This window comes from Bifidobacterium sp. ESL0769 (assembly GCF_029395495.1).
Classification (GTDB): Bacteria; Actinomycetota; Actinomycetes; order Actinomycetales; family Bifidobacteriaceae; genus Bifidobacterium.
In genome coordinates this window covers 1,440,363-1,458,793 of record NZ_CP113918.1, presented here as the reverse complement: position 1 = coordinate 1,458,793, position 18,431 = coordinate 1,440,363, and the positions used below count along the sequence as shown (strand labels likewise).

Genomic DNA, 18,431 nt, shown 5'->3' with positions numbered 1-18,431 from the left:
TTCAGTCCAAGGTGCCGCCGAGCATGGCGGTCAGTTCGGTGCGGTTGCGGACGTTGAGGCTGGCGAAGATTTGGCTGGCGTGGTTCTTCACCGTTCCTGGCGAGAGAAACAGCTGGTCTGCGATTTCCGAATTGGTGTGGCCTTGGGCGATAAGCAGGGCGATCTGCTGGTTTCTTGGTGTCAGCTCCGCAAGTAAGGCACGGGTTTCCGGACTGGCCTGAGAGATATCGGAAGCGCTGCTTGCCGTGATATAGAAGTCTTCATTGTCTTCTTTGTTTTCATCGGTGTTTCTGCCGGATATGGATTCGTGGGTGATTCCGAAAGGGGAGATATCGGACTTCCCCGTGGTTCTTTCGTCTATGGCTTGTTTGCCAGAGTCGGCCGAAAAAGCCACATTCTCGCTGTTTTTATCGTTATGATTGCCGGATTGCGAGATGAGACGCATGGCGTGTGCGGTGGCGCTCGCGCCGATGATTCGACCTCCTGCGGCCGCGCGATGGATGGCGTCGGCAAGATCAGCCGTGGAGATGTCCTTGAGCAGATAACCGACCGCGCCGGCTTTCAGAGAATTGATAAGATTGTCATCCTCATCGAACGCAGTGAGCAGAATGCATTTGATGTCAGGGCATTTGTCATGCAATCGTGCAATTAGCTCAGGGCCGCCCATCTGCGGCATGCGCGCGTCGATTAGTGCGACGTCGATTGAATTGAGGGTGCTGTCCGGTAGCTCAAGCACTGCCTGACCGCTTTGCGATTGTGCGGTTACTTCCACGCCGGGCATATAGGTGACGAGTTCGGCGAGTCCTGTAAGGATAAGCTCCTGATCGTCGACGATAAGGAGGTGAATGGGCTGGTTGGGCGTGGTTACTTGGGATTCGTTGGCGTCGCTCATGACTTGTTCGCTCCTTTCGTGGGCGTTGTTGCGTTATTTTCTCTACTTTTCTGGGAAGTACGGTCTGTGACATCCGAATTCAATGGCCATGATGGTTTGGTTGGTTCCTTCTTGTTCGGTTTCGGGATGGTCACCGTGATGCTGGCCCCGCCAAGCGATTGTGATTCCCCCAACTTGAGGTTTCCGTCGATTTGCTCCATGCGTTGGCGCAACGCCGCGAGACCGAAGCCGTGATGGATATCTTCCGCATCGATGCCCGGCCCATCGTCCTCGACCCGCAACGTCGTCTCATGACCGCCGACGGCGATGGTGAGACGCACCTTGGTGGCATGGGCATGACGTACGGCATTGGTCAGTGTCTCCTGCAAGGCGCGGAACAGCAGCGTCTGTTCGTCGCTTCCTAGCAGACTGACCTCTCCGGCGATGTCGGTCTGCATCTCAAGTCCGGCTTGGCCGAACGAGCGTGCCATGGCTTCTATCGACTCATTGGTGAGCGTTTGACCGAACGCCGCCGGATCCAGGGCACGGGCCATTTGACGGACTTCGGACAAGGCGCCCTCGGCAATCTCGTCGGCTCTGGTGATGGGTTTGCTGATGGCTGCCTGTTCTGCTTCGGTCAGGCTGGTGGCGGCGAGCGTCGCATTGGTCGCGGATTCATGAGCATAGTGTATCGCGGTAAGTTGTTGGCCTATGGAATCGTGCATTTCACTGGCCATCCGTGCTCTTTCACGCGAGAGCGTCAGCGATTCAATCTGCTCAATATTTTCTTGCAATTGGTCGTTGGCTCGTTGCAGTTTTTCTGATTGCACGGTGTAGACCATAAAGAGGATGCCGGCGAACAATATGTAGTTTGATGTGGCGATGAAATCCGGAACATGCAGGCTTTGCAGATCATTGAGTATCGGGGAGAGTATCCACATGGCGGCTGCGGAAAGCACGATGGTGATGTATCCGAATGCTGCATTGAACAGGATCGACAATTCGGCTATGACGATGTAGGTCAGCAGTTGTCCGCCGTGGCGCAGATACGGCGCCGACCAGATGCAGACCGCTATCAGAATCAGCGCAGCCGCACGTTGCCAGAACAGTTTTGGTGCCTTGAGCATGGCAACATAGAGCAGCGCAATGAGTATCGGCTGTAGGACCATAAGCACGAAGTGACCCACATAAGCCGAATCGGGAAGCAGAAAAACGAATCCCAAAGCGAATATCACTGCCGAATATTTTGGAAACTTGCGTTTTGGCGCCTGCCAGTCAATACTTATTTTTGATGATTTCGTCATTGAGGTGTCTTCGCTGTATCTGGTTGTCCGATTCCTCGGCGAGGAGCTACAACTCCATCTCCGAGCCAAGTGACCCCGGCGAGATTCGAACTCGCGACCTACAGATTAGAAGTCAGTTGCTCTATCCAACTGAGCTACGGGGCCGAACACCAATGTCTGATTATATCAGCACTCACGACGCAAGAATGGCCGGAACGTCACGATGACTATTCATCGTTGCGTTCTGGCCACTCGATTACTGAAGCGCTGAAGTTTCAAACAGCTAGGATTTAGTAGACGGAAGCTACTTCGGTGGCGGTGCGCAGCGCGATCGCCACGTCCTCAGGAGTCACCTCGAACGGCATGTTGGACATGGTGTCATCCTTGCTGCAGGCGAGTTCGCCGACCTTCAAAAGGTCCTCGTCGCTTGGGTTCTCGACGCCGATCTGGGCGAGAGTGGTGGGCAGACCGACCTTGCGGAAGAAGCCGTAGGCCTCGCGCAGGTCTGCTTCAGGGCGGTCTTCAAGCACGAACTGGGTGAGCGTGCCGTAGGCAACCTTTTCGCCGTGCAGATACTTGTGCGTGCCTGGCAGCACGGTGAGCGCGTCGTGGATGGCGTGCGCCGCGGCGAGGCCGCTGGATTCGAAGCCTAGACCGCTCAACAGGGTGTTGGCTTCGATTACGTTCTCGACTGCCGGGCTGCACAGGCCCTGACGTACCGCTGCGACGGCCTTGGGGCCATCGGCGATGAGCAGGTCATGGCAGAGCTTGGCCAGCGCGATGGCCGCGTTGGTGGAGTGTCCGCCGGTCATCGTGATGGCGTTCGACTGCTTGCAGGCAAGCGCTTCGAAATAGGTCGCATAGGCATCGCCGAGGCCGGAGATCAGGAAACGCACCGGCGCCTTCGAGATGATGGTGGTGTCCATGATGACCATGTCCGGGTTCTTAGGCAGAGGCAGGTAGTGGTCGAATTCGCCGCCGTCGGTGTAGACCACGGAAAGGCGTGAGCACGGGGCGTCGGAGGAAGCAGCGGTCGGGGAGATGATCACCGGACGCTTGCCGAAGTGCGCGACGGCCTTGGAGGTATCGAGCGTCTTGCCGCCGCCGATGCCGATGACCGCGTCGTTTTCGCCGAGCGCCGCAACGTGCTTGTTGATTTCGTTGTCGGAGCATTCGCCGCCGAATACCACAAGCTGGTACGGGGTGTTGCTGCTTTCGAAGCTGGAGACGATCTGATCGTGATAGGTCTTCTCGATGAATGGATCGACGATGATGTAGGCGCCTTTGCTGCCAAGGGTGCGGTACTGGTCAGCAAGTTCGTTGATGGCGTTCGGTTCCTGGATATAGCTTCCAGGAGAGCACAGAATCTTCTTCAAGGTGTCCTTCTTTGACATTGATGAATAAAACGTGATGTATGTCACATCATCTTCAATTCTATTGGTTAAAGTCATGCCACATGCCGATATCATGTGAGCGTTAACGATTTCTTCTTTGACGTTGTTTCGTCGGCGTTATCTTCAGGACAAGCCTTTGGGATATGGTGGAATCATCGAATAATGAATATCACCGATTGCTCATTGATTGGGCGGGAATCGTTCGAGGTGGCCGGTGATAATGAGGAATGGAATCGTATATGGCAACGAAACTGAACAAGCGACAGATCAAGCAGCTCAAGGCTCTGGCGAGCAAGATTTCGCCGATGCTGTGGATCGGCAAGAACGGTGTTACCGACGCCGCGGTGAAGCAGGCTTCCGAGACGCTCGAATCGCATGAGCTTTTGAAGGGCGTGGTACAGGACGGCTGCCCGATTGACGAGCAGGAGGTCGGTGAGACACTTGCCGGTCAGATCGGTGCGCAGCTGGTGCAGATCATCGGCCATCGTTTCGTGCTCTATCGGCCCTCGAAGAAGCCTGGCATCACGAAGATTGAGCTCGTTCACTGACACCAGATTTGCATTAGTGCCGGTAAACTGCACTTAGGAAATCCTTAAAGTCCGTTTGCCGGCACTAGTACGAATTAAGTGTCAATAACAGTGAAATGCCATCGATATGTATCGGTGGCATTTTTGTTGAAACCATACGTTTTGCAAGGAATTGAACAGCGATATTTTCTCGTTCCCGCCGCGTAAAGTGGGGTTTGGCTCTGGTTCCCAACGATACTTCGGAGGTATCATGGCAGCTCACGCACCAAAAGTAGCAGTGATTATGGGTTCGGCAAGCGATTGGGAGACGATGCGTCACGCTTGCGACACCCTCGACCAGTTCAACGTCTCCTATTCGAAACAGGTAATTTCCGCCCACCGCACGCCCGAATTGATGGCGGATTTTGCGCACAACGCGCGCAAGAACGGCATCAAGGTGATTATCGCGGGAGCCGGGGGAGCCGCGCACCTTCCTGGGATGGTCGCTGCGCAGACCACCTTGCCGGTTATCGGCGTGCCGGTGAAATCACACGCGCTTTCCGGCGTGGACTCCCTGCTTTCCATCGTCCAGATGCCCGGAGGCATCCCTGTGGCGACGACGGCCATCGGCAATTCAGGCGCGCAGAACGCCGGACTGTTGGCAGTCAGTATTTTAAGTATTTCCGACGATTCCTTGGCGCAAGCACTCGCTGACTACCGCGAAGGTCTCAAGAAGAAGGTGGAGGAGTCTAATGCCCAGCTTGTCTGAAGAGACCAACGGCAAAATTGAAACGCTGATGCCGGGCGCAACCATTGGCATCATTGGGGGCGGGCAACTCGGGCGCATGATGGCGCTTTCCGCGCGTTACCACGGCTTCCACATCGGTGTACTCGACCCGACGCCGGATTGCCCGGTCGCTCAGGTCGCCGATTTCCAGGTCACGGCCGATTATGACGACAAAGCAGCGATTCGTGAGCTTGCCGAACGTAGCGACGTGCTCACCTACGAGTTCGAGAACGTGGATGCCGATGCCATCGATGAGGTGCGTGGCAGCGTCGCCGTTCCACAGGGAACCGACTTGCTTCGAGTAACGCAAGACCGTGTTTTCGAAAAGCAGTTCATCAACGATCATGGTACCCAGACCGCGCCTTGGCGACAGGTTGATAGCCTTGCAGACCTCGACAAAGCTATCGAAGAAATCGGCTGTCCGGCAGTTCTGAAGACTCGTCGTGGTGGCTACGACGGCCACGGACAAGTCGTGCTGCGCGGACCAGAAGATTTGGCTGAGATCCATAAGCGAGACGAACAAGAAGGCACATTCCCGCCCTCTGTCTTGGAAGGTTTCGTCGATTTTGCTTTCGAAGCCTCGATTCTGATTTCCGGCAACGGGCATGATTTCGTCACGTTCCCCATCGTGCGCAACGAGCATCGCCACAACATCCTGCACCTGACCATCGCGCCCGCGCAGGTCAGCGACGAGATCGCCAAGGAAGCCAATGCCTTGGCTTTGCGGCTTGCGAAAGGCTTTGAACTGGCTGGAACACTCGCCATCGAACTGTTCATCACCAAGGATGGCCGCGTGGTGGTCAACGAGCTCGCCCCACGCCCGCACAATTCCGGCCATTACACCATCGAGGCCTGTTCCATCGACCAGTTCGACGCCCACATCCGTGGCATTGCCGGATGGCCGTTGCCACAGCCAAAGCTCTTAAGCCCGGCAGTGATGGCAAATGTTCTGGGCCAGCACGTCGCTCCGACACGCAAACTCATTGCCAAGCATCCTGAGTGGTACGTGCACGATTACGGCAAGGCTGAGGTTCGTCAGGACCGCAAGATGGGCCATATCACGGTGCTGACCGACGATACACAACGCACGGTCGACGAGCTCGAAGCCACCGGCTGCTGGGACGATTTGCGACAATAATGGCGAAGTGCCAAAGGGTTTGCCGCATGCATCGTTTTGATGATGTTCGCCGAAAGTGATGCCTTAAAGATTGCCTACATTCTGCCTTCGGCGGTGTAACCGGCCTTTTCAAGGCGGACGAATACGGCTAAAATGGTCTTATCCATGATACGAGCGCCGAGGATTCCAACTATTCCGGCAGCCAAATAATGATGTGAATGAAAGAGGCTTGTGACGGTGGTAACCAACGAGCAACGCGATAATGAACGTTCCGTACGCAGAATGCTGTCCCGCGGCAGACGCGGCACCCAGCATACCTGGCAGAAGGATGCCGTGTTAAAAGCGCTTGCCGGTTGCGACGATTTTGTTTCAGCGCAGGACCTCTATCGGATCTTAAGTGAGGATGGGCAGGGCATCGGGCTCTCCACTGTCTACCGTCAGCTCAACGCGCTGGCCGACGACGGTAGGGCCGACACCATTCACCTGAACGATCAGCAGATGTTCCGTATCTGCAAGGATGGCGAGCACCATCATCATCTGGTCTGTGAGAACTGTGGCAAGACTGTGGAAATCGAGCCTCCCGAACAGTGGGTGCGCAAAATCGCTGAAGAGCATGGTTTTACGGTCAGTTCGCATACGCTGGAGGTTTTCGGATTGTGTCCGGACTGCCAGCGGCTTGAAAGCTCCGACATCGACTAAAGAACCGGCTTGATATTCGAGTATTTGGAGTATTTCGGTATCTGCTTCATAGGATTTGAGTCGTTAGAAAAGGATAATGGCCAGTTGATGATAACTGGCCACTATCCTTTTTGTTTTAGGTGTTTACTGCGCCCTTACTTCTTGCCGCTCTTGTCGGTTGAGGTCATGGATTTTACGATTTCGACAACCTGCTTCGGCTTGAGTTCCGGCACGTAGGCGTTGACCACGGCAATGCCGATTTGCGCGAGTTTGGCCGAATCGGGGTAGCAGATATAGATTGGGGCCGGGCTGGGCTGGAACTTCTTCTTGAAGAAGAACAGCGACTTGAAACCGTAGGCCGGCTCAAGCACGTCGGCCGCGATCTGCAGAGCATGTTCGATGATCTCAGTGCCGCTTGGCGATGTCGCTGTTGCATCATCTGTGCTCTTTGTACCCTCGTTCTTGGCTTTGCCAGTATCCTTATCCTTGGTTTCGGGCTTGCCGGATTGATTGGTTTTTGCGGTTTCGTCTGTCTTTTGGACTTTATCGGCCTTATCTGATTTATCGGATGATTGACCAGCCTTGTCGCCTTCGACGGCTTTATCTGCGGCAGCGGGCGCTTTCTCGCCCATGCCCGCAAGCGGGGCCGCCGAAAGGCTCATGAATTGCACGGCATTGGCTGGATCGGTCTGGCCCTGGTCGCGCAGACGCTCGGCCATACGGGCGATAAGGAATTCCATGATGCCGTTGGGGCTGTCGGTGCGATGGCGCATGAAGTCCAGCGTCCAGCCGATGACCCGGCCGTCGCGGTAGGTTGGCAGCCAGCTGGTGACGCCGAGAACCGTGCCTTGTGCGTCCACCGCATACAGCAGCGCCACGCGGTCGTCGCGCAGCTCCTCGATACCGCCGAGCGTGAACTTCATTTCCGGTAGCGCCTTGAGCTGGGCCCATTGCTCTGAAATGTCCACGATCTGTTGGTCGATGTTGAAACCGGCCTGGTCGTAGGTGGTGAGCACGTCGGTGATGCCGTCGCGCTTGGCCTTGTTGATGGCGGTACGGATATCCTGCCATTTCTTGCCTCGCGTCTGCCACTGGCTGGGGTCTAGAACCATTTCGGTGCCGACCTGGATGGAGGACCACCCCATGTTTTCAAGTTCCTTGCGCTGGTCGTCGTGGACGGCGTAGAAGGAAGGAGACCAGCCTTTTGCGGTGCAGAACGCACTGAATTTGCGCAGGTCGTCCATGTATTCGCTGGGTTCGCCGAAGGGGCCGGTGACGGTCAGGGCGATGCCGTGGAGCACGCGGTAGGCGATGGCGGAACGACCGGATGGTGAGAACCAATAATGGTTGCCTTCCCAGGTGGTCATGAAGCTCATTGATTCGCCGCCGAGGGTGACCAACGCTTCGGCTTTCTTGCGGTCGCGCTCGTCGGGGGTGACGTTGTCGCGGAACCAGAGGATGAAGACGATCAGCACCGTCAGCCAGAACAGGACGGTGAGGGCTTCACTCACCAGCGTCGCCAGCGTGGTCTGAGGAACGATGAGAGCTGTGGACTTGCGTCCGCCGAAACCGGTGGGCAGAAGCCTGCGCAGCATATCCATGATCATAAGCTTGACGGTCGGGCGCGGCTTGAAGTCCTGGGGTGCGGCAACGGCGAAGCCGATATAGACGCCGCTGGTGATCAGCAGCATGCCGGCCATCGCGATGATGCCGCTCCGAACTCGGGAGGTGCCGGTGGAAACGCTGAAATGCGGGAGCTCCCGAACCATGAGGATGATCAAGACCAAAGGCGGGAGGGCTGTGGTGATGAAAGCCGGCATGAAGTTGTAGCGGCTCGCCATGCTCGGGCTGAGAGGCGTGATGGTGAAGGGGAAAATAACGTAATACAGAACGGCGAACACGACAGCCGCGCCATTGAGCACGATGCTCACCCATGCCGCCAGACGACGCCCGTGGTAAAGGCCCCATGCCACCAAAGCGAGGGCGGCGATGGGCAGCAGCATATGCAGCCAGAGACCCGCGATGGCAATGTGCTGTCTCGTGGCGACCAAGCGCAGGCAGCTGGTCACCGACTGGTTGACACTGCAGGAAGTCAGGAGCGAGGAATCGCCCCAGATGGAGGAAGTGAAGAGGCCGAAGGTCGTCAATGGGCCAAGATGGGAAGTGGAGGTCAGCGCCAACAGCGGGCCGATGGCGAGCACCAGTTGGGCGAAAGCGAAGAGGCGACGGATCTCATAGTCGGTGCTGTTGGCCCATTGGATGTGTTCCTTGATTGGACCGTGCATCAGAAGACCGGTGAGCTGGCCAACGATTGCCGCGCCGAGTGTGCAATAGTCGCCGGGATTGCCGCTGAAGAGCAACAGCGTGCCGATAACGGTATAGCCGAGCAGCAGGATACGTCTGCGCCAGAGTGCCGATTCGTAGGCGCTTTCCGCCATCAGCGCTCCAATGATGATGGTAAGAGGGGAGAGCAGCACGGGCAGGCGCTCCATGCTCTGCCAGTCGTGCATGGCCATATCGACCAGAACGCAGACCAAAAGTCCCAGAGTCGAGCCGACGATGGCGCTGAACAATGCCGCGAACGTCGTTTTGAGAGCTCCAAGCCGTGATTGCGCCACGGCAAGGATGATGACGACCAAAAGCGTGTAGACGATAAGCATCAGGGGACTGCGTACAAATACCGCGGAACGCAGGATCTTCGTCAGCCACGGGATGATGTCTTGGCTGTGCAATGGCTGCTGGAACGGGTCATGCGGTTTTGCACCGTTCTGCATTCGTCCGAGAAGGATTTCGGTGAGACTTATGGTGCGCCCGTAGGCCGGGATGCGCATATGGCGGATGGCCGAGGCGACCATATCAAAGATATTGACGAAAAGGAACACGGCAGCAACGACGATGGCGAAAAGATGTCCGCGCATCCAACTGACGAGATCATGGCCCAGCACGGTCCAGCTTGAAGGGCCACCCTTTCTACTTTTCTTGTTTTTCGGATCTTCGTGATTCTGCATGCTCAATGACTTTCGTTCTTCGCTTCGTCTGACCATCATATCTGATGCAATAACAACATTGTGATGGATTTTGCTTTTTTGTAATAACTTTTAATCGTCGAATGTGTTGGTATTGTCGCTCACTACTTCCAGCAGAGGATAGGAATCGATGCTTTTGCCGGTCTTGCCGAGGCCGGTCTCGGTGCCGAACATGTCGATTTGGGCGGTCATTCCGGCGTTGACGGTGTGCCAGTCGTGTCCGGTGCCTTTGACAATCACCGTGGTTACCGACATCCCCGAGTCCATGGCCACTTTGGAGATGGCTTTCTGGTTCTTCTGTGATTTCGAATCGACCTGGCCGGCCGCGGAGAACCACGTCTGCTTTGAAGGCGCGTTGCGTTTGATGATTTTGATCGGGACGTGTTTATCAAAGGCCTTTTCATCGCCGCCGAAGTATTTCTTCACCGTGCTTTTGTGAGAACCGGTGGTTGGCTCAATTTCGCCGCCCGCAGAATAGATATGACCATAAAGGTCAGGATGCGCCGGTCCGAGCTGGGTGGCGCAGGTCCCTCCCTGCGAGAACCCGCCAATTAGCCATTTGTCAGGGGATTTCTCGACGGGAAGATTGGACTTGATCCAGTTGGTCACATCCTTGGTGAGGTAGGTTTCCGCGTTGCCTGCAGGTGTATCGGCGCACAGGGAATTGTGCGTCAATGAACCGTTCTGGTCCGGAGAAACCGCAATCGGAGCCAGGCCGTAGTGCTTGGCCGCGTAGGCATCGAGCTTCTGGCCGAGCACTCCGGCGGCGAAGAATCGGTCCGGTGTGCCGGGTTGGCCTGCCATGACGATCATGACCGGCAGTTTGGGTGGGTTCTTTGTCAGGGCTGCCGGCGGAAGGTATACGTTGGCCGTGCGCGCCTTGAAATGAGACTGGGTCGCGGGAATATCAATCGAATGGACTTGCCCTTGTTTGGGCATCGTCGGCAGCTTGCCGTCCTTGCCGAGTTTTTCCCATTTTCCGACGGTGTCGGTGGACTTGTCGGTTGCTTTGCCGACGATGCTCGGGTCGAGTTTGGAGAATTGGTTGTGCCCGAAAAGCGAGCCCAAAGTAGTGTATTCGCCGTAGATGCCATCCACCTTTAGCGCGCAGGTGACCAATGCCAGGACGATGGTGATGATGGCGACGACGCGACGCAGTTTCCCTGAATCCACGCACGCGGCGATCAACGCCGAAATCACCGCGAGACCGTAGGTTATAGTCGTTTCCACCAGACTTCCGAGGCTTACGCCGAAGACCATGAAAACGTCGGAAAGCAGCCAGACGACGACACGGCCCACCAAGCCGCCGACCACGCCCCATCCGAGCTGCTTTAAGAGAGGATCACGCCAGCCGTCCTTGGATTTGAGGACGACGACGATGACCAGACCGATAATCGTTGCCACCAACAGGGAAGTGGGTAGCCAGCCCTTGAGCAGTTGAATGTTGAAAAACCAGTCCATCATTTCCTTGAGTTTCGTAAAAATTCTTCCGTCATGATTCTAGACGCAGGGCAACGCCAAGAACAATCAGTCGCAAGAATGATTGTCGGATTCGTTCGAACTTTCACAGGAAAGATATAGTATCGTGTCGTTATGATTATTGGAAACGTTGCAAGAAACGATATGAATCTTTTCTGCGGGCTTTCCGTGTGAAAGCCGGAATATGAGGTTTTACGGCCATGTTACTTGGTAATGAACAGGGCATGGCGATGCAGACGGACGTGAGCGGATACCGCAATACGCGTAATTGATTGAAGGAAAATCAGATGGACGAGGTCGAAAAAGCGAAATTCGCTGAGAAAAAAAATTCACGTGATGTGCACGTTGGGCACGGTGAACACGATGTGTCTTCACCAGTGCGGGGAACCGCTGCAGACGGGAGCGACGGTTCTGCGAACGAAAGCAATGTGGATGTGAAATCGGAACCGAAAGCAAAAGTGAAAGCCGACATGAAATCCAAGAGGTTGCACATTCCTGCCTGGCTTTATGTGCTGCTGTTCGTGATCTTCGACATCATCATGGCGCTTATCCTGCAGCAGGGTGTCTCCCAAAGCGGCACCCGAGTGAAGCTGGCCAGTCCGCTTACCGGTGTGTGGGGCATGATTTCCAAGATGTGGGAGAAGGGCAATTTCGTCCTCGTCCTGAACCTGCTTTTGCTGGGTCTCATTTATCTTGCTGTGGTTATGTTGTTCAACCGTTTCTGGATTGCGACGCCGGTGATGTTTGTGCTGATTATGCTCATTTCGATTATTGAGCATTTCAAGGTCAGCGTTCGATATGAGACAATTCTGCCTTCTGACCTTAGCTTCGTCTCTAACGGTGACGCTGGGTCGCTGATGAGCTTCATTCCCTCCGGTTCTGGCGGGCTGATTGCCGGCGTTGTGATTGCGATGGTCTTGGTAATCGCGCTTTTTGTCGCGCTGAACCATTTCGATGTGCGGCACGGGAAGGTGTTCGGTTTCGATAGCAGTAAAGTCCGTAACGATGGCAGTGATGGCTTTGACCAAAGCGACCATAGCAAAGGTACGGTCAAAAACGATGATGCTGATAAGAATAAGGCAATCGGCGATGATGAGAAAGTTGACAGAAGCGGTAGTAATAAGGATGAAAGCAATAAGATAAAGCGGAAGGGTCTCGGTGCTGCCCTGCGTATTGTGCTTATCGTCGTGCCGCTGCTTTTGGTGACCGGTTTCAGCTACCAGGTCGGCCAAATCAATACTTTTACCCATTCCTTCGCCAATACCATGGGCTATATCCCCTCGATGTGGGATTCCGTTTACGACGCGCAGCGCAATGGTCCACTGGTTTCGTTCCTGGGCCAGGCCCATCCCAAAGTGATGGATCAGCCCAGCGATTATAGCGAGGCGACGATGAAACAGGTCACCAAACGCTATAGCGCTGAAGCTGCGAAGATCAACAAGACGCGTACGACGAAGATGGACGACGGCAGTGTAGTCTTCATCCTCTCCGAATCGTATTCCGACCCGTCGCGCGTGCCTGGGCTCAAACTCAACCATGATGCGATTCCCAATACCCGCGAGATCAAGGAACACACGACCGGGGGCTACATGCTTTCTTCCGGTTACGGCGGCGGCACTGCGAACCTTGAATATATGAGTCTGACTGGCATGTCGATGGCCAATTTTGACCCGTCACTCACGAGCCCGTACCAGCAGCTCATTCCTGGCGAAAAATGGACGCCGACCGTCAACCAGCTGTGGGGGAGCAAAGAGCATTCCGTCGCATTCCACCCCTACGAGCCGTCGATGTACCTGCGCGCCAACAATTACAAGAAGTTTGGCTTCTCGCACTTCTATTCGCTGGAACCACCCGAGGTCATCGCGCACCGCCAGAAGATTGATTCTTCACCCTACGTTTCCGACGCCTCGGCCTACCAGAGCGTCTATGAATCGATGAAAAAGAATCCTCAGAACGAATTCGTCCAGCTCGCCACGATGCAGAACCACATGCCGTACCACAACTGGTACAAGGGCAATACTTTCAAGGCCGAATCGACTGACCCGTCTCAACCGCTCGGCGCCGATGAGAACGAGTCGATCAATACCTACGCTAAGGGTGCGAACATCACCGACAAGGCCACCGCCAAGTTCTTGGAGCAGATGGACTCGCTTAAGAAGCCGGTCACCGTCGTCTTCTATGGCGACCACTTGCCGGGCATCTACAAGACCGCTTCGGCCGACGAGAAAAACTCGCTGGCGCTGCACACTACCGATTACTTCATCTGGTCGAACAAAGCCAGCGGACGGCAGGGCTACAAGAGTCCGGACGGAACCTATTCCTCGCCGAACTTCTTCATGGCGCAGGCCGCCGAACAGAATAATGCCAAGGTTACGCCGTTCCTTGCCTTCCTGACCCAGCTGCACGGTAAGGTTTCTGCGATGGAACCGCCTGTGGTCAACCAGATTCAGGGTTGGTCGCGCATCCCCGAAGGTCAGCCGATCTACCTCGACCCCAATGGCCATCCGATGGCTGCGAGCGATTTTGACAAGGAAACCAAGCAGCTCATGCACGACTACAAGCTCATCCAGTACGACGTCACCGCCGGCAAGGGCTACCTGAAAGATGCCGGTTTCATGGGCTGAGTTTGTTCAGGTTCCGTCAGCAAAAGGTCGATCGACATCAATCAGGAAATGGTTGTTCTCCATTATTCCAGTTTTGGTATCGGTCGACTTTTTGTTGCCTTAATCTCCAGGTATCGACGCGATATTCCATCTGGTCTGTATTAATTGAGTATACGGTTTTACCTGTTCTTCGCCATCGGTGAGTGCGGATAGACTTAAGAACACATGTGAAATCAATTCGGAGGGAGACGACATGGAACGCAGAGTATTGATGTGTCGCACTCATCCGGTGCTGGAATTTGACTATGATATAGACTCCGGTCAGGCGGTTGGTACGGGTGTTGTGCTCGATGAGCGTCGGCTGCCTCGCGAACTTGTTGACCACGGAAAAATAGCCGTGTATGCAGGTCGCATCAATGCATGGTGGCGTTCCCGCGCGATTCCTCCTACCCGTGACCGTATCCGGGAGGTTCTGGAAGTCACAGGTGCCTCGTCGACTGTTGATTTGCTCAATCGCTCATTGGGGTTGAGCCTTTCCGACCAATTCTGGGTGAAGCCGCAGGATTCCGACGCTAGTTGGGAAGACCAAAACTTTTTCGACAATACTTTCGACGAACGTTTTGGCGAATTGCTGCTGACCACCTATTCTTCGTCGCATGAATTCAGCTTTGATGTTCCGGACTCCTCGACGGGTGGCGACTTGCCAAAACGTTGGATTATCAACGAAAACGGCAAGAGGATTTTGGTCAAAGGCGGACGAACCGGGCAGGAACCGATTAACGAAGTCATCGCAACCAAGCTATGCGAAAGGCTTGGGATCAAAGCCGTTCACTATTCACTGGGAGCCGAGCAGAATCGTTTCGTTTCTTTATGCGACGAGATGCTTAAAGATGATGAGGAATTGGTTTCAGCCTGGCAATTATTGGGAAGTGTCAAGCAAGCTCATGGAGTGAGTGCTGAGCAACAGTGGCTTCAGATAGCAGAGGCCTTCGGTGCGAATGCTGATGCTATTCGTGCAGCTACTGATGACTGGCTTTTGGTTGATTTTCTCATGCGAAACACGGATCGTCACTATAACAATTTCGGCGTGATTCGTAACGTCGAAACTTTCGAGGTACGTCCGGCGCCGCTCTTCGATACGGGAGCCTCGTTATGGGCTGGGGAAATCGAAGTGGACAACCGCGACTACAAGACCAAGCCGTTCTTCTCGTCACCCAAACGGCCTTCCGCACGTCGTCAGCTCGAGCTCGTCTCCGATTGGAATCACTACGATTTGGACAGACTCACGGATTGGCCCGAAGAAGTAACGACGCAGCTTACGCGTACGCGCCTGTTGCCCGATGCCAAAATCAACGACATCGGTAAGGCATTGGAAGGGCGCGTATCTATCGTTAGTTGGGTGAAATCTCACCATTAATCTTGTGCTTTAATTGACAGTCTGTATATGATTTAAGTTATTTTAAAGTCATGAGATGAAGCAATTGTCCCGTTTCCCACTAAATTATGATGGCAACTATGCGTTTATCTGCGTTGCTATCATTAATTAAGAAGTCTATAAAGATTTGAAAGAAAGCTTCGGCTAAAAGCAAAGGGGCGATGATGGCAAAGACGTCGGATGGGATTCAGCAGCAAGAAGAGTTCACTTGGATTCCAGTTTATGAAGCCATTGCTACCAAACTTTTGGATTATCGGGATAATCACGGTGCGTTAGTGGATATCGTTGAGCAGATTTTGGGTGAACGTTTCAACGACATGGACCCGTTCACGTTCTTCTCGATGTTCAACTGGAAACTGCAGCAGGAAGATAAACGCATTGATGCCATCAAGACCATTCTCGCCCAATTTGATTTGGATATGTCGCTGCCTGGAGATTTTGACGGAATCCCGGTGACGAATCCACAACATTGGCAATATTGGGATGACAGAATCGACACTGTGGAGCATAACTGGGAAATGTTCGAAGCCGCTATGCGCTGCGCGGATGAGGATGTGGACGATAATGCTGACGATGACGCAGGTGATGATCAAGACGCTGTAATTGTTCGGGATTTCATCGCTGCATTCAATCGCATGGATAAGCAGGATGATATCAGCCTCACGAAGCTGACCAAGGGGCTGTTCTGGATAAGACCCGAAGCATACCTTCCAATTTATGGCGATCTTGAAAAGTATCTAGCGGTTAAATTGCAGATTGAGCTGCCTCGATCCGTAGATGGCGAGGTTTATCTTGAGTTTCTGGGTGAACTGAGCGATTTGACTTCCAAAACGCCTTATCGTCTTTCATATGAGGCCCAGCAGTCTGACTATTGGTATCCTCCACGAAAGAAGCGTGATAATGGTATCGACGCGGAACAATGGGAGCAGATTCTTCGTGATTCGACGATAACCACCGCAAATAACCTTATTACCTTGAAATGCTTGGCGGAAAACCCAGAGGGAATGACATGTGCGGAGTTGGGCGATCGATATGGCCGAGGAATGCACTTCTACCTCAGCAATATCTCGACATTGGGGGAGAAAGTCGCCAAGAAAGTCGGTTTGGCGGCTATCGACCAGCCAAATAACTCATATGCATATTATTCGGTGCTATGTCTGGGACAGTCTGTGGCGAAACATCGTCACGGAACTTATGCATGGAAATTGCGCCCGGAAGTAATGGAGGCGCTCAAGAACATGGATCTTTCGAGCTATCCGCTGTATGCCGATAAACCAGAAACTTCAACCGAGTCCGAGTCCTCGCCGATAAGCAAGGCCGAGGTGGAACCGTATGGCGACAAGGATTTCCTGGATGACGTGTTCTTAACTTCTGATGACTTAGGCGAGCTGAAAGGGCTGCTGGAACGCAAGAAAAACGTGATTCTGCAGGGCGCTCCAGGTACGGGCAAGACCTTCGCTGCCAAGCGGCTTGCGTGGGACATGTTGGGGTGCAAGGACGACGGCCATATCAAGTTCGTGCAATTCCATCAGAACACGAGCTATGACGAATTCGTGTATGGGTATCGTCCGACTGACGACGGCAACGGATTCAAGATGGTGCCGGGTGTGTTCGTGGAGTTTGTCCGCGAGGCAATCGCCCATCCCGACGAATCGTATTTCTTCATCATCGATGAGATCAACCGTGCCAATATCTCGAAAGTGTTTGGCGAGCTGCTTATGACCATCGAAGAGGACCATCGTGGCCCTGACGAGAGCGTAACTCTTACGGTTTCGCAAGAGCCGTTTTATGTGCCTGAAAACCTGTATATCATTGGCATGATGAACACGGCCGATCGTGGTCTGGCGCTCATCGACTACGCGTTACGCAGGAGGTTTGCGTTCTTCACCATGAAGCCTGCTCTTGACAATAAGAAGTTCCAAGAACAGCTGGCGAAGCGTGACGATTCGCGATTGACGGCTCTGGTAGAAGCGGTGAGAAGCCTGAACCGTGACATCGCCGAAGACGATGCTTTGGGCGAGGGGTTCTGCATAGGGCACAGCTATTTCTGTGAGAACAACGATGGTGACGATGACAATTTCGCTCGTTCGATCGCACGATACGAACTCATCCCACTGATTCAGGAATATTGGTTCGACAATAAAGATAAGGTCGATACGGAATCCAACAAACTCCTTGAATGCGTGAAATAACCATGCGAGCGGAAGACCAAGTCGTCATCAAGAACATCTACTACATGATGGCTTATGCGTTCAAGGCCTTGCAATTCAAACAATATGCCAGGCTGGAAACCGAGGATTTCGAGACTATCGATGACCTGATGGCCGCGATTCTCGCCATTGGAATATCCACGCAGCGCAAACGCGGTTTCGAACGGATGTACCGACCGGAACACGAGCGAATGCATGGCATCCGTGGGCGAATCGATATGGCCGACACCGCGCGGCTGAGAATGGCCGGGAGTAATAAGGTCTCCTGCGTCTACGATGAGCTGTTAGCTGACACTTACAAGAATCGGATACTCAAGACCACGGCAAGGCTGATGATTGACAGGCCCGGGGTACGCAAGCCGAGAAGGCGCGATCTGAAGCGATGCCTCATCAGCATGCAGGACATGCAATTCGTGGATGTGCGTCGTGTCGATTGGGCGAGGCTGCGGTTCGAGCGCAATAACGCCAGCTACCAATTGCTTATGAACGTGTGCCGCTTGGTGCTTGATCGCCAGCTGCTCACCGAAACTGGCGGGAACCGAAAACTGGTTGAATACACTTCGCAACGTGCGCTGAGTGAGTTGTATGAGAAGTTCGTGCTCGAATATTATCGGCAGTATAGCGCTCATAAGCACCGGATGACGGTGAAAGCCAAGAAAATCGACCGCAAGATCGAATCAGGAGATGATGCGTTTCTTCCTGAGCTGCTCACCGATGTCACGCTCCACCTTGGCGACAGAACGCTTATCATAGATACGAAATGTTACGGGCAGATTCTCCAGACCAATTACAGCAAGAAGATCTATCGGCCCAAGCACATCAACCAGATTCAAAGTTATGTGTTGCATGAGGCCTACGGCAGTGATGACAAGGTCAGCGGCATGCTGCTTTATGCGCTGACGGATAATGACGTCGAACATAACGAGACGTGGGAAGAACTAGGGCATCGTTTTTCCGTCCGTACTCTCAATCTCAATCAGGACTTTAAGGATATCGCTGATGAACTTGATGATATCGTCAATCAGTGGCTGCTGTCCTAAAG

At 54.0% G+C, this 18,431-nt stretch carries 13 protein-coding genes and 1 tRNA gene; 8 read left to right on the top strand and 6 right to left on the bottom strand.

The window, feature by feature from the left end; translation table 11 throughout:
* Window position 1: 1 nt before the first annotated feature.
* The 4 genes from OZX72_RS05930 to OZX72_RS05915 all read right to left on the bottom strand — a co-directional run bounded on the left by OZX72_RS05930 (window position 2) and on the right by OZX72_RS05915 (window position 3,548).
* A complete protein-coding gene (locus tag OZX72_RS05930; protein WP_277157761.1) occupies window positions 2-892 on the bottom strand; it encodes a response regulator transcription factor in 891 nt (296 codons plus the stop codon).
* A complete protein-coding gene (locus tag OZX72_RS05925) occupies window positions 889-2,094 on the bottom strand; it encodes a sensor histidine kinase (RefSeq protein WP_277157760.1) in 1,206 nt (401 codons plus the stop codon). The genes OZX72_RS05930 and OZX72_RS05925 overlap by 4 nt, the downstream gene beginning before the upstream one ends.
* A 151-nt stretch (window positions 2,095-2,245) precedes the next feature.
* Window positions 2,246-2,319, bottom strand: a tRNA-Arg gene (locus OZX72_RS05920).
* 125 nt (window positions 2,320-2,444) lie between these two features.
* Window positions 2,445-3,548 carry a glycerol dehydrogenase gene (locus tag OZX72_RS05915; RefSeq protein WP_277157759.1) on the bottom strand — a complete coding sequence of 368 codons (1,104 nt, stop codon included), beginning with the start codon at window positions 3,546-3,548 and terminating at the stop codon, window positions 2,445-2,447.
* Between the two features lie 239 nt (window positions 3,549-3,787).
* Between OZX72_RS05915 and OZX72_RS05910 the strand changes: the two genes are divergently transcribed.
* From OZX72_RS05910 to OZX72_RS05895, 4 genes are all read left to right on the top strand, one after another.
* Window positions 3,788-4,096 carry a YhbY family RNA-binding protein gene (locus OZX72_RS05910; RefSeq protein WP_277157758.1) on the top strand — a complete coding sequence of 103 codons (309 nt, stop codon included), beginning with the start codon at window positions 3,788-3,790 and terminating at the stop codon, window positions 4,094-4,096.
* Window positions 4,097-4,325: 229 nt separating this feature from the next.
* Complete coding sequence (gene purE / locus OZX72_RS05905) at window positions 4,326-4,823, top strand: 5-(carboxyamino)imidazole ribonucleotide mutase (protein ID WP_277157757.1); 498 nt, start codon at window positions 4,326-4,328, stop codon at window positions 4,821-4,823.
* Entirely contained in the window at window positions 4,807-5,979 is a 1,173-nt protein-coding gene (purK, locus tag OZX72_RS05900; protein WP_277157756.1) for a 5-(carboxyamino)imidazole ribonucleotide synthase, read from the top strand. Before purE ends, purK begins: the two co-directional genes overlap by 17 nt.
* 261 nt (window positions 5,980-6,240) lie before the next feature.
* Entirely contained in the window at window positions 6,241-6,657 is a 417-nt protein-coding gene (locus tag OZX72_RS05895) for a transcriptional repressor (RefSeq protein ID WP_277159381.1), read from the top strand.
* 134 nt (window positions 6,658-6,791) lie between these two features.
* On the opposite strand, the gene OZX72_RS05890 is transcribed toward OZX72_RS05895, so the two are convergent.
* Both OZX72_RS05890 and OZX72_RS05885 read right to left on the bottom strand, forming a co-directional pair.
* Window positions 6,792-9,644, bottom strand: coding sequence for a DUF2156 domain-containing protein (locus OZX72_RS05890; RefSeq protein WP_277157755.1), 2,853 nt, complete (start codon window positions 9,642-9,644; stop codon window positions 6,792-6,794).
* A gap of 90 nt (window positions 9,645-9,734) precedes the next feature.
* Window positions 9,735-11,126 carry an alpha/beta hydrolase-fold protein gene (locus tag OZX72_RS05885; RefSeq protein WP_277157754.1) on the bottom strand — a complete coding sequence of 464 codons (1,392 nt, stop codon included), beginning with the start codon at window positions 11,124-11,126 and terminating at the stop codon, window positions 9,735-9,737.
* A 302-nt stretch (window positions 11,127-11,428) separates the two neighbouring features.
* Between OZX72_RS05885 and OZX72_RS05880 the strand changes: the two genes are divergently transcribed.
* The 4 genes from OZX72_RS05880 to OZX72_RS05865 all read left to right on the top strand — a co-directional run bounded on the left by OZX72_RS05880 (window position 11,429) and on the right by OZX72_RS05865 (window position 18,429).
* Window positions 11,429-13,765 (top strand): LTA synthase family protein, encoded by a 2,337-nt coding sequence (locus OZX72_RS05880; protein WP_277157753.1) that lies wholly within the window; start codon window positions 11,429-11,431, stop codon window positions 13,763-13,765.
* 232 nt (window positions 13,766-13,997) lie between these two features.
* Complete coding sequence (locus tag OZX72_RS05875) at window positions 13,998-15,161, top strand: HipA domain-containing protein (protein WP_277157752.1); 1,164 nt, start codon at window positions 13,998-14,000, stop codon at window positions 15,159-15,161.
* Between the two features lie 182 nt (window positions 15,162-15,343).
* Complete coding sequence (locus tag OZX72_RS05870; protein ID WP_277157751.1) at window positions 15,344-17,371, top strand: AAA family ATPase; 2,028 nt, start codon at window positions 15,344-15,346, stop codon at window positions 17,369-17,371.
* On the top strand, window positions 17,359-18,429 hold the full coding sequence (locus OZX72_RS05865) for a hypothetical protein (RefSeq protein WP_277157750.1): 1,071 nt from the start codon (window positions 17,359-17,361) through the stop codon (window positions 18,427-18,429). The genes OZX72_RS05870 and OZX72_RS05865 overlap by 13 nt, the downstream gene beginning before the upstream one ends.
* Window positions 18,430-18,431: the final 2 nt, after the last annotated feature.

Coding starts and splice junctions, on each gene's coding strand:
- OZX72_RS05930 (WP_277157761.1), bottom strand. CDS start 892: ATGAGCGACGCCAACGAATCCCAAGTAACCACGCCCAACCAGCCCATT.
- OZX72_RS05915 (WP_277157759.1), bottom strand. CDS start 3,548: ATGTCAAAGAAGGACACCTTGAAGAAGATTCTGTGCTCTCCTGGAAGC.
- OZX72_RS05910 (WP_277157758.1), top strand. CDS start 3,788: ATGGCAACGAAACTGAACAAGCGACAGATCAAGCAGCTCAAGGCTCTG.
- purE (WP_277157757.1), top strand. CDS start 4,326: ATGGCAGCTCACGCACCAAAAGTAGCAGTGATTATGGGTTCGGCAAGC.
- purK (WP_277157756.1), top strand. CDS start 4,807: ATGCCCAGCTTGTCTGAAGAGACCAACGGCAAAATTGAAACGCTGATG.
- OZX72_RS05895 (WP_277159381.1), top strand. CDS start 6,241: ATGCTGTCCCGCGGCAGACGCGGCACCCAGCATACCTGGCAGAAGGAT.
- OZX72_RS05890 (WP_277157755.1), bottom strand. CDS start 9,644: ATGCAGAATCACGAAGATCCGAAAAACAAGAAAAGTAGAAAGGGTGGC.
- OZX72_RS05885 (WP_277157754.1), bottom strand. CDS start 11,126: ATGATGGACTGGTTTTTCAACATTCAACTGCTCAAGGGCTGGCTACCC.
- OZX72_RS05880 (WP_277157753.1), top strand. CDS start 11,429: ATGGACGAGGTCGAAAAAGCGAAATTCGCTGAGAAAAAAAATTCACGT.
- OZX72_RS05875 (WP_277157752.1), top strand. CDS start 13,998: ATGGAACGCAGAGTATTGATGTGTCGCACTCATCCGGTGCTGGAATTT.
- OZX72_RS05870 (WP_277157751.1), top strand. CDS start 15,344: ATGGCAAAGACGTCGGATGGGATTCAGCAGCAAGAAGAGTTCACTTGG.
- OZX72_RS05865 (WP_277157750.1), top strand. CDS start 17,359: ATGCGTGAAATAACCATGCGAGCGGAAGACCAAGTCGTCATCAAGAAC.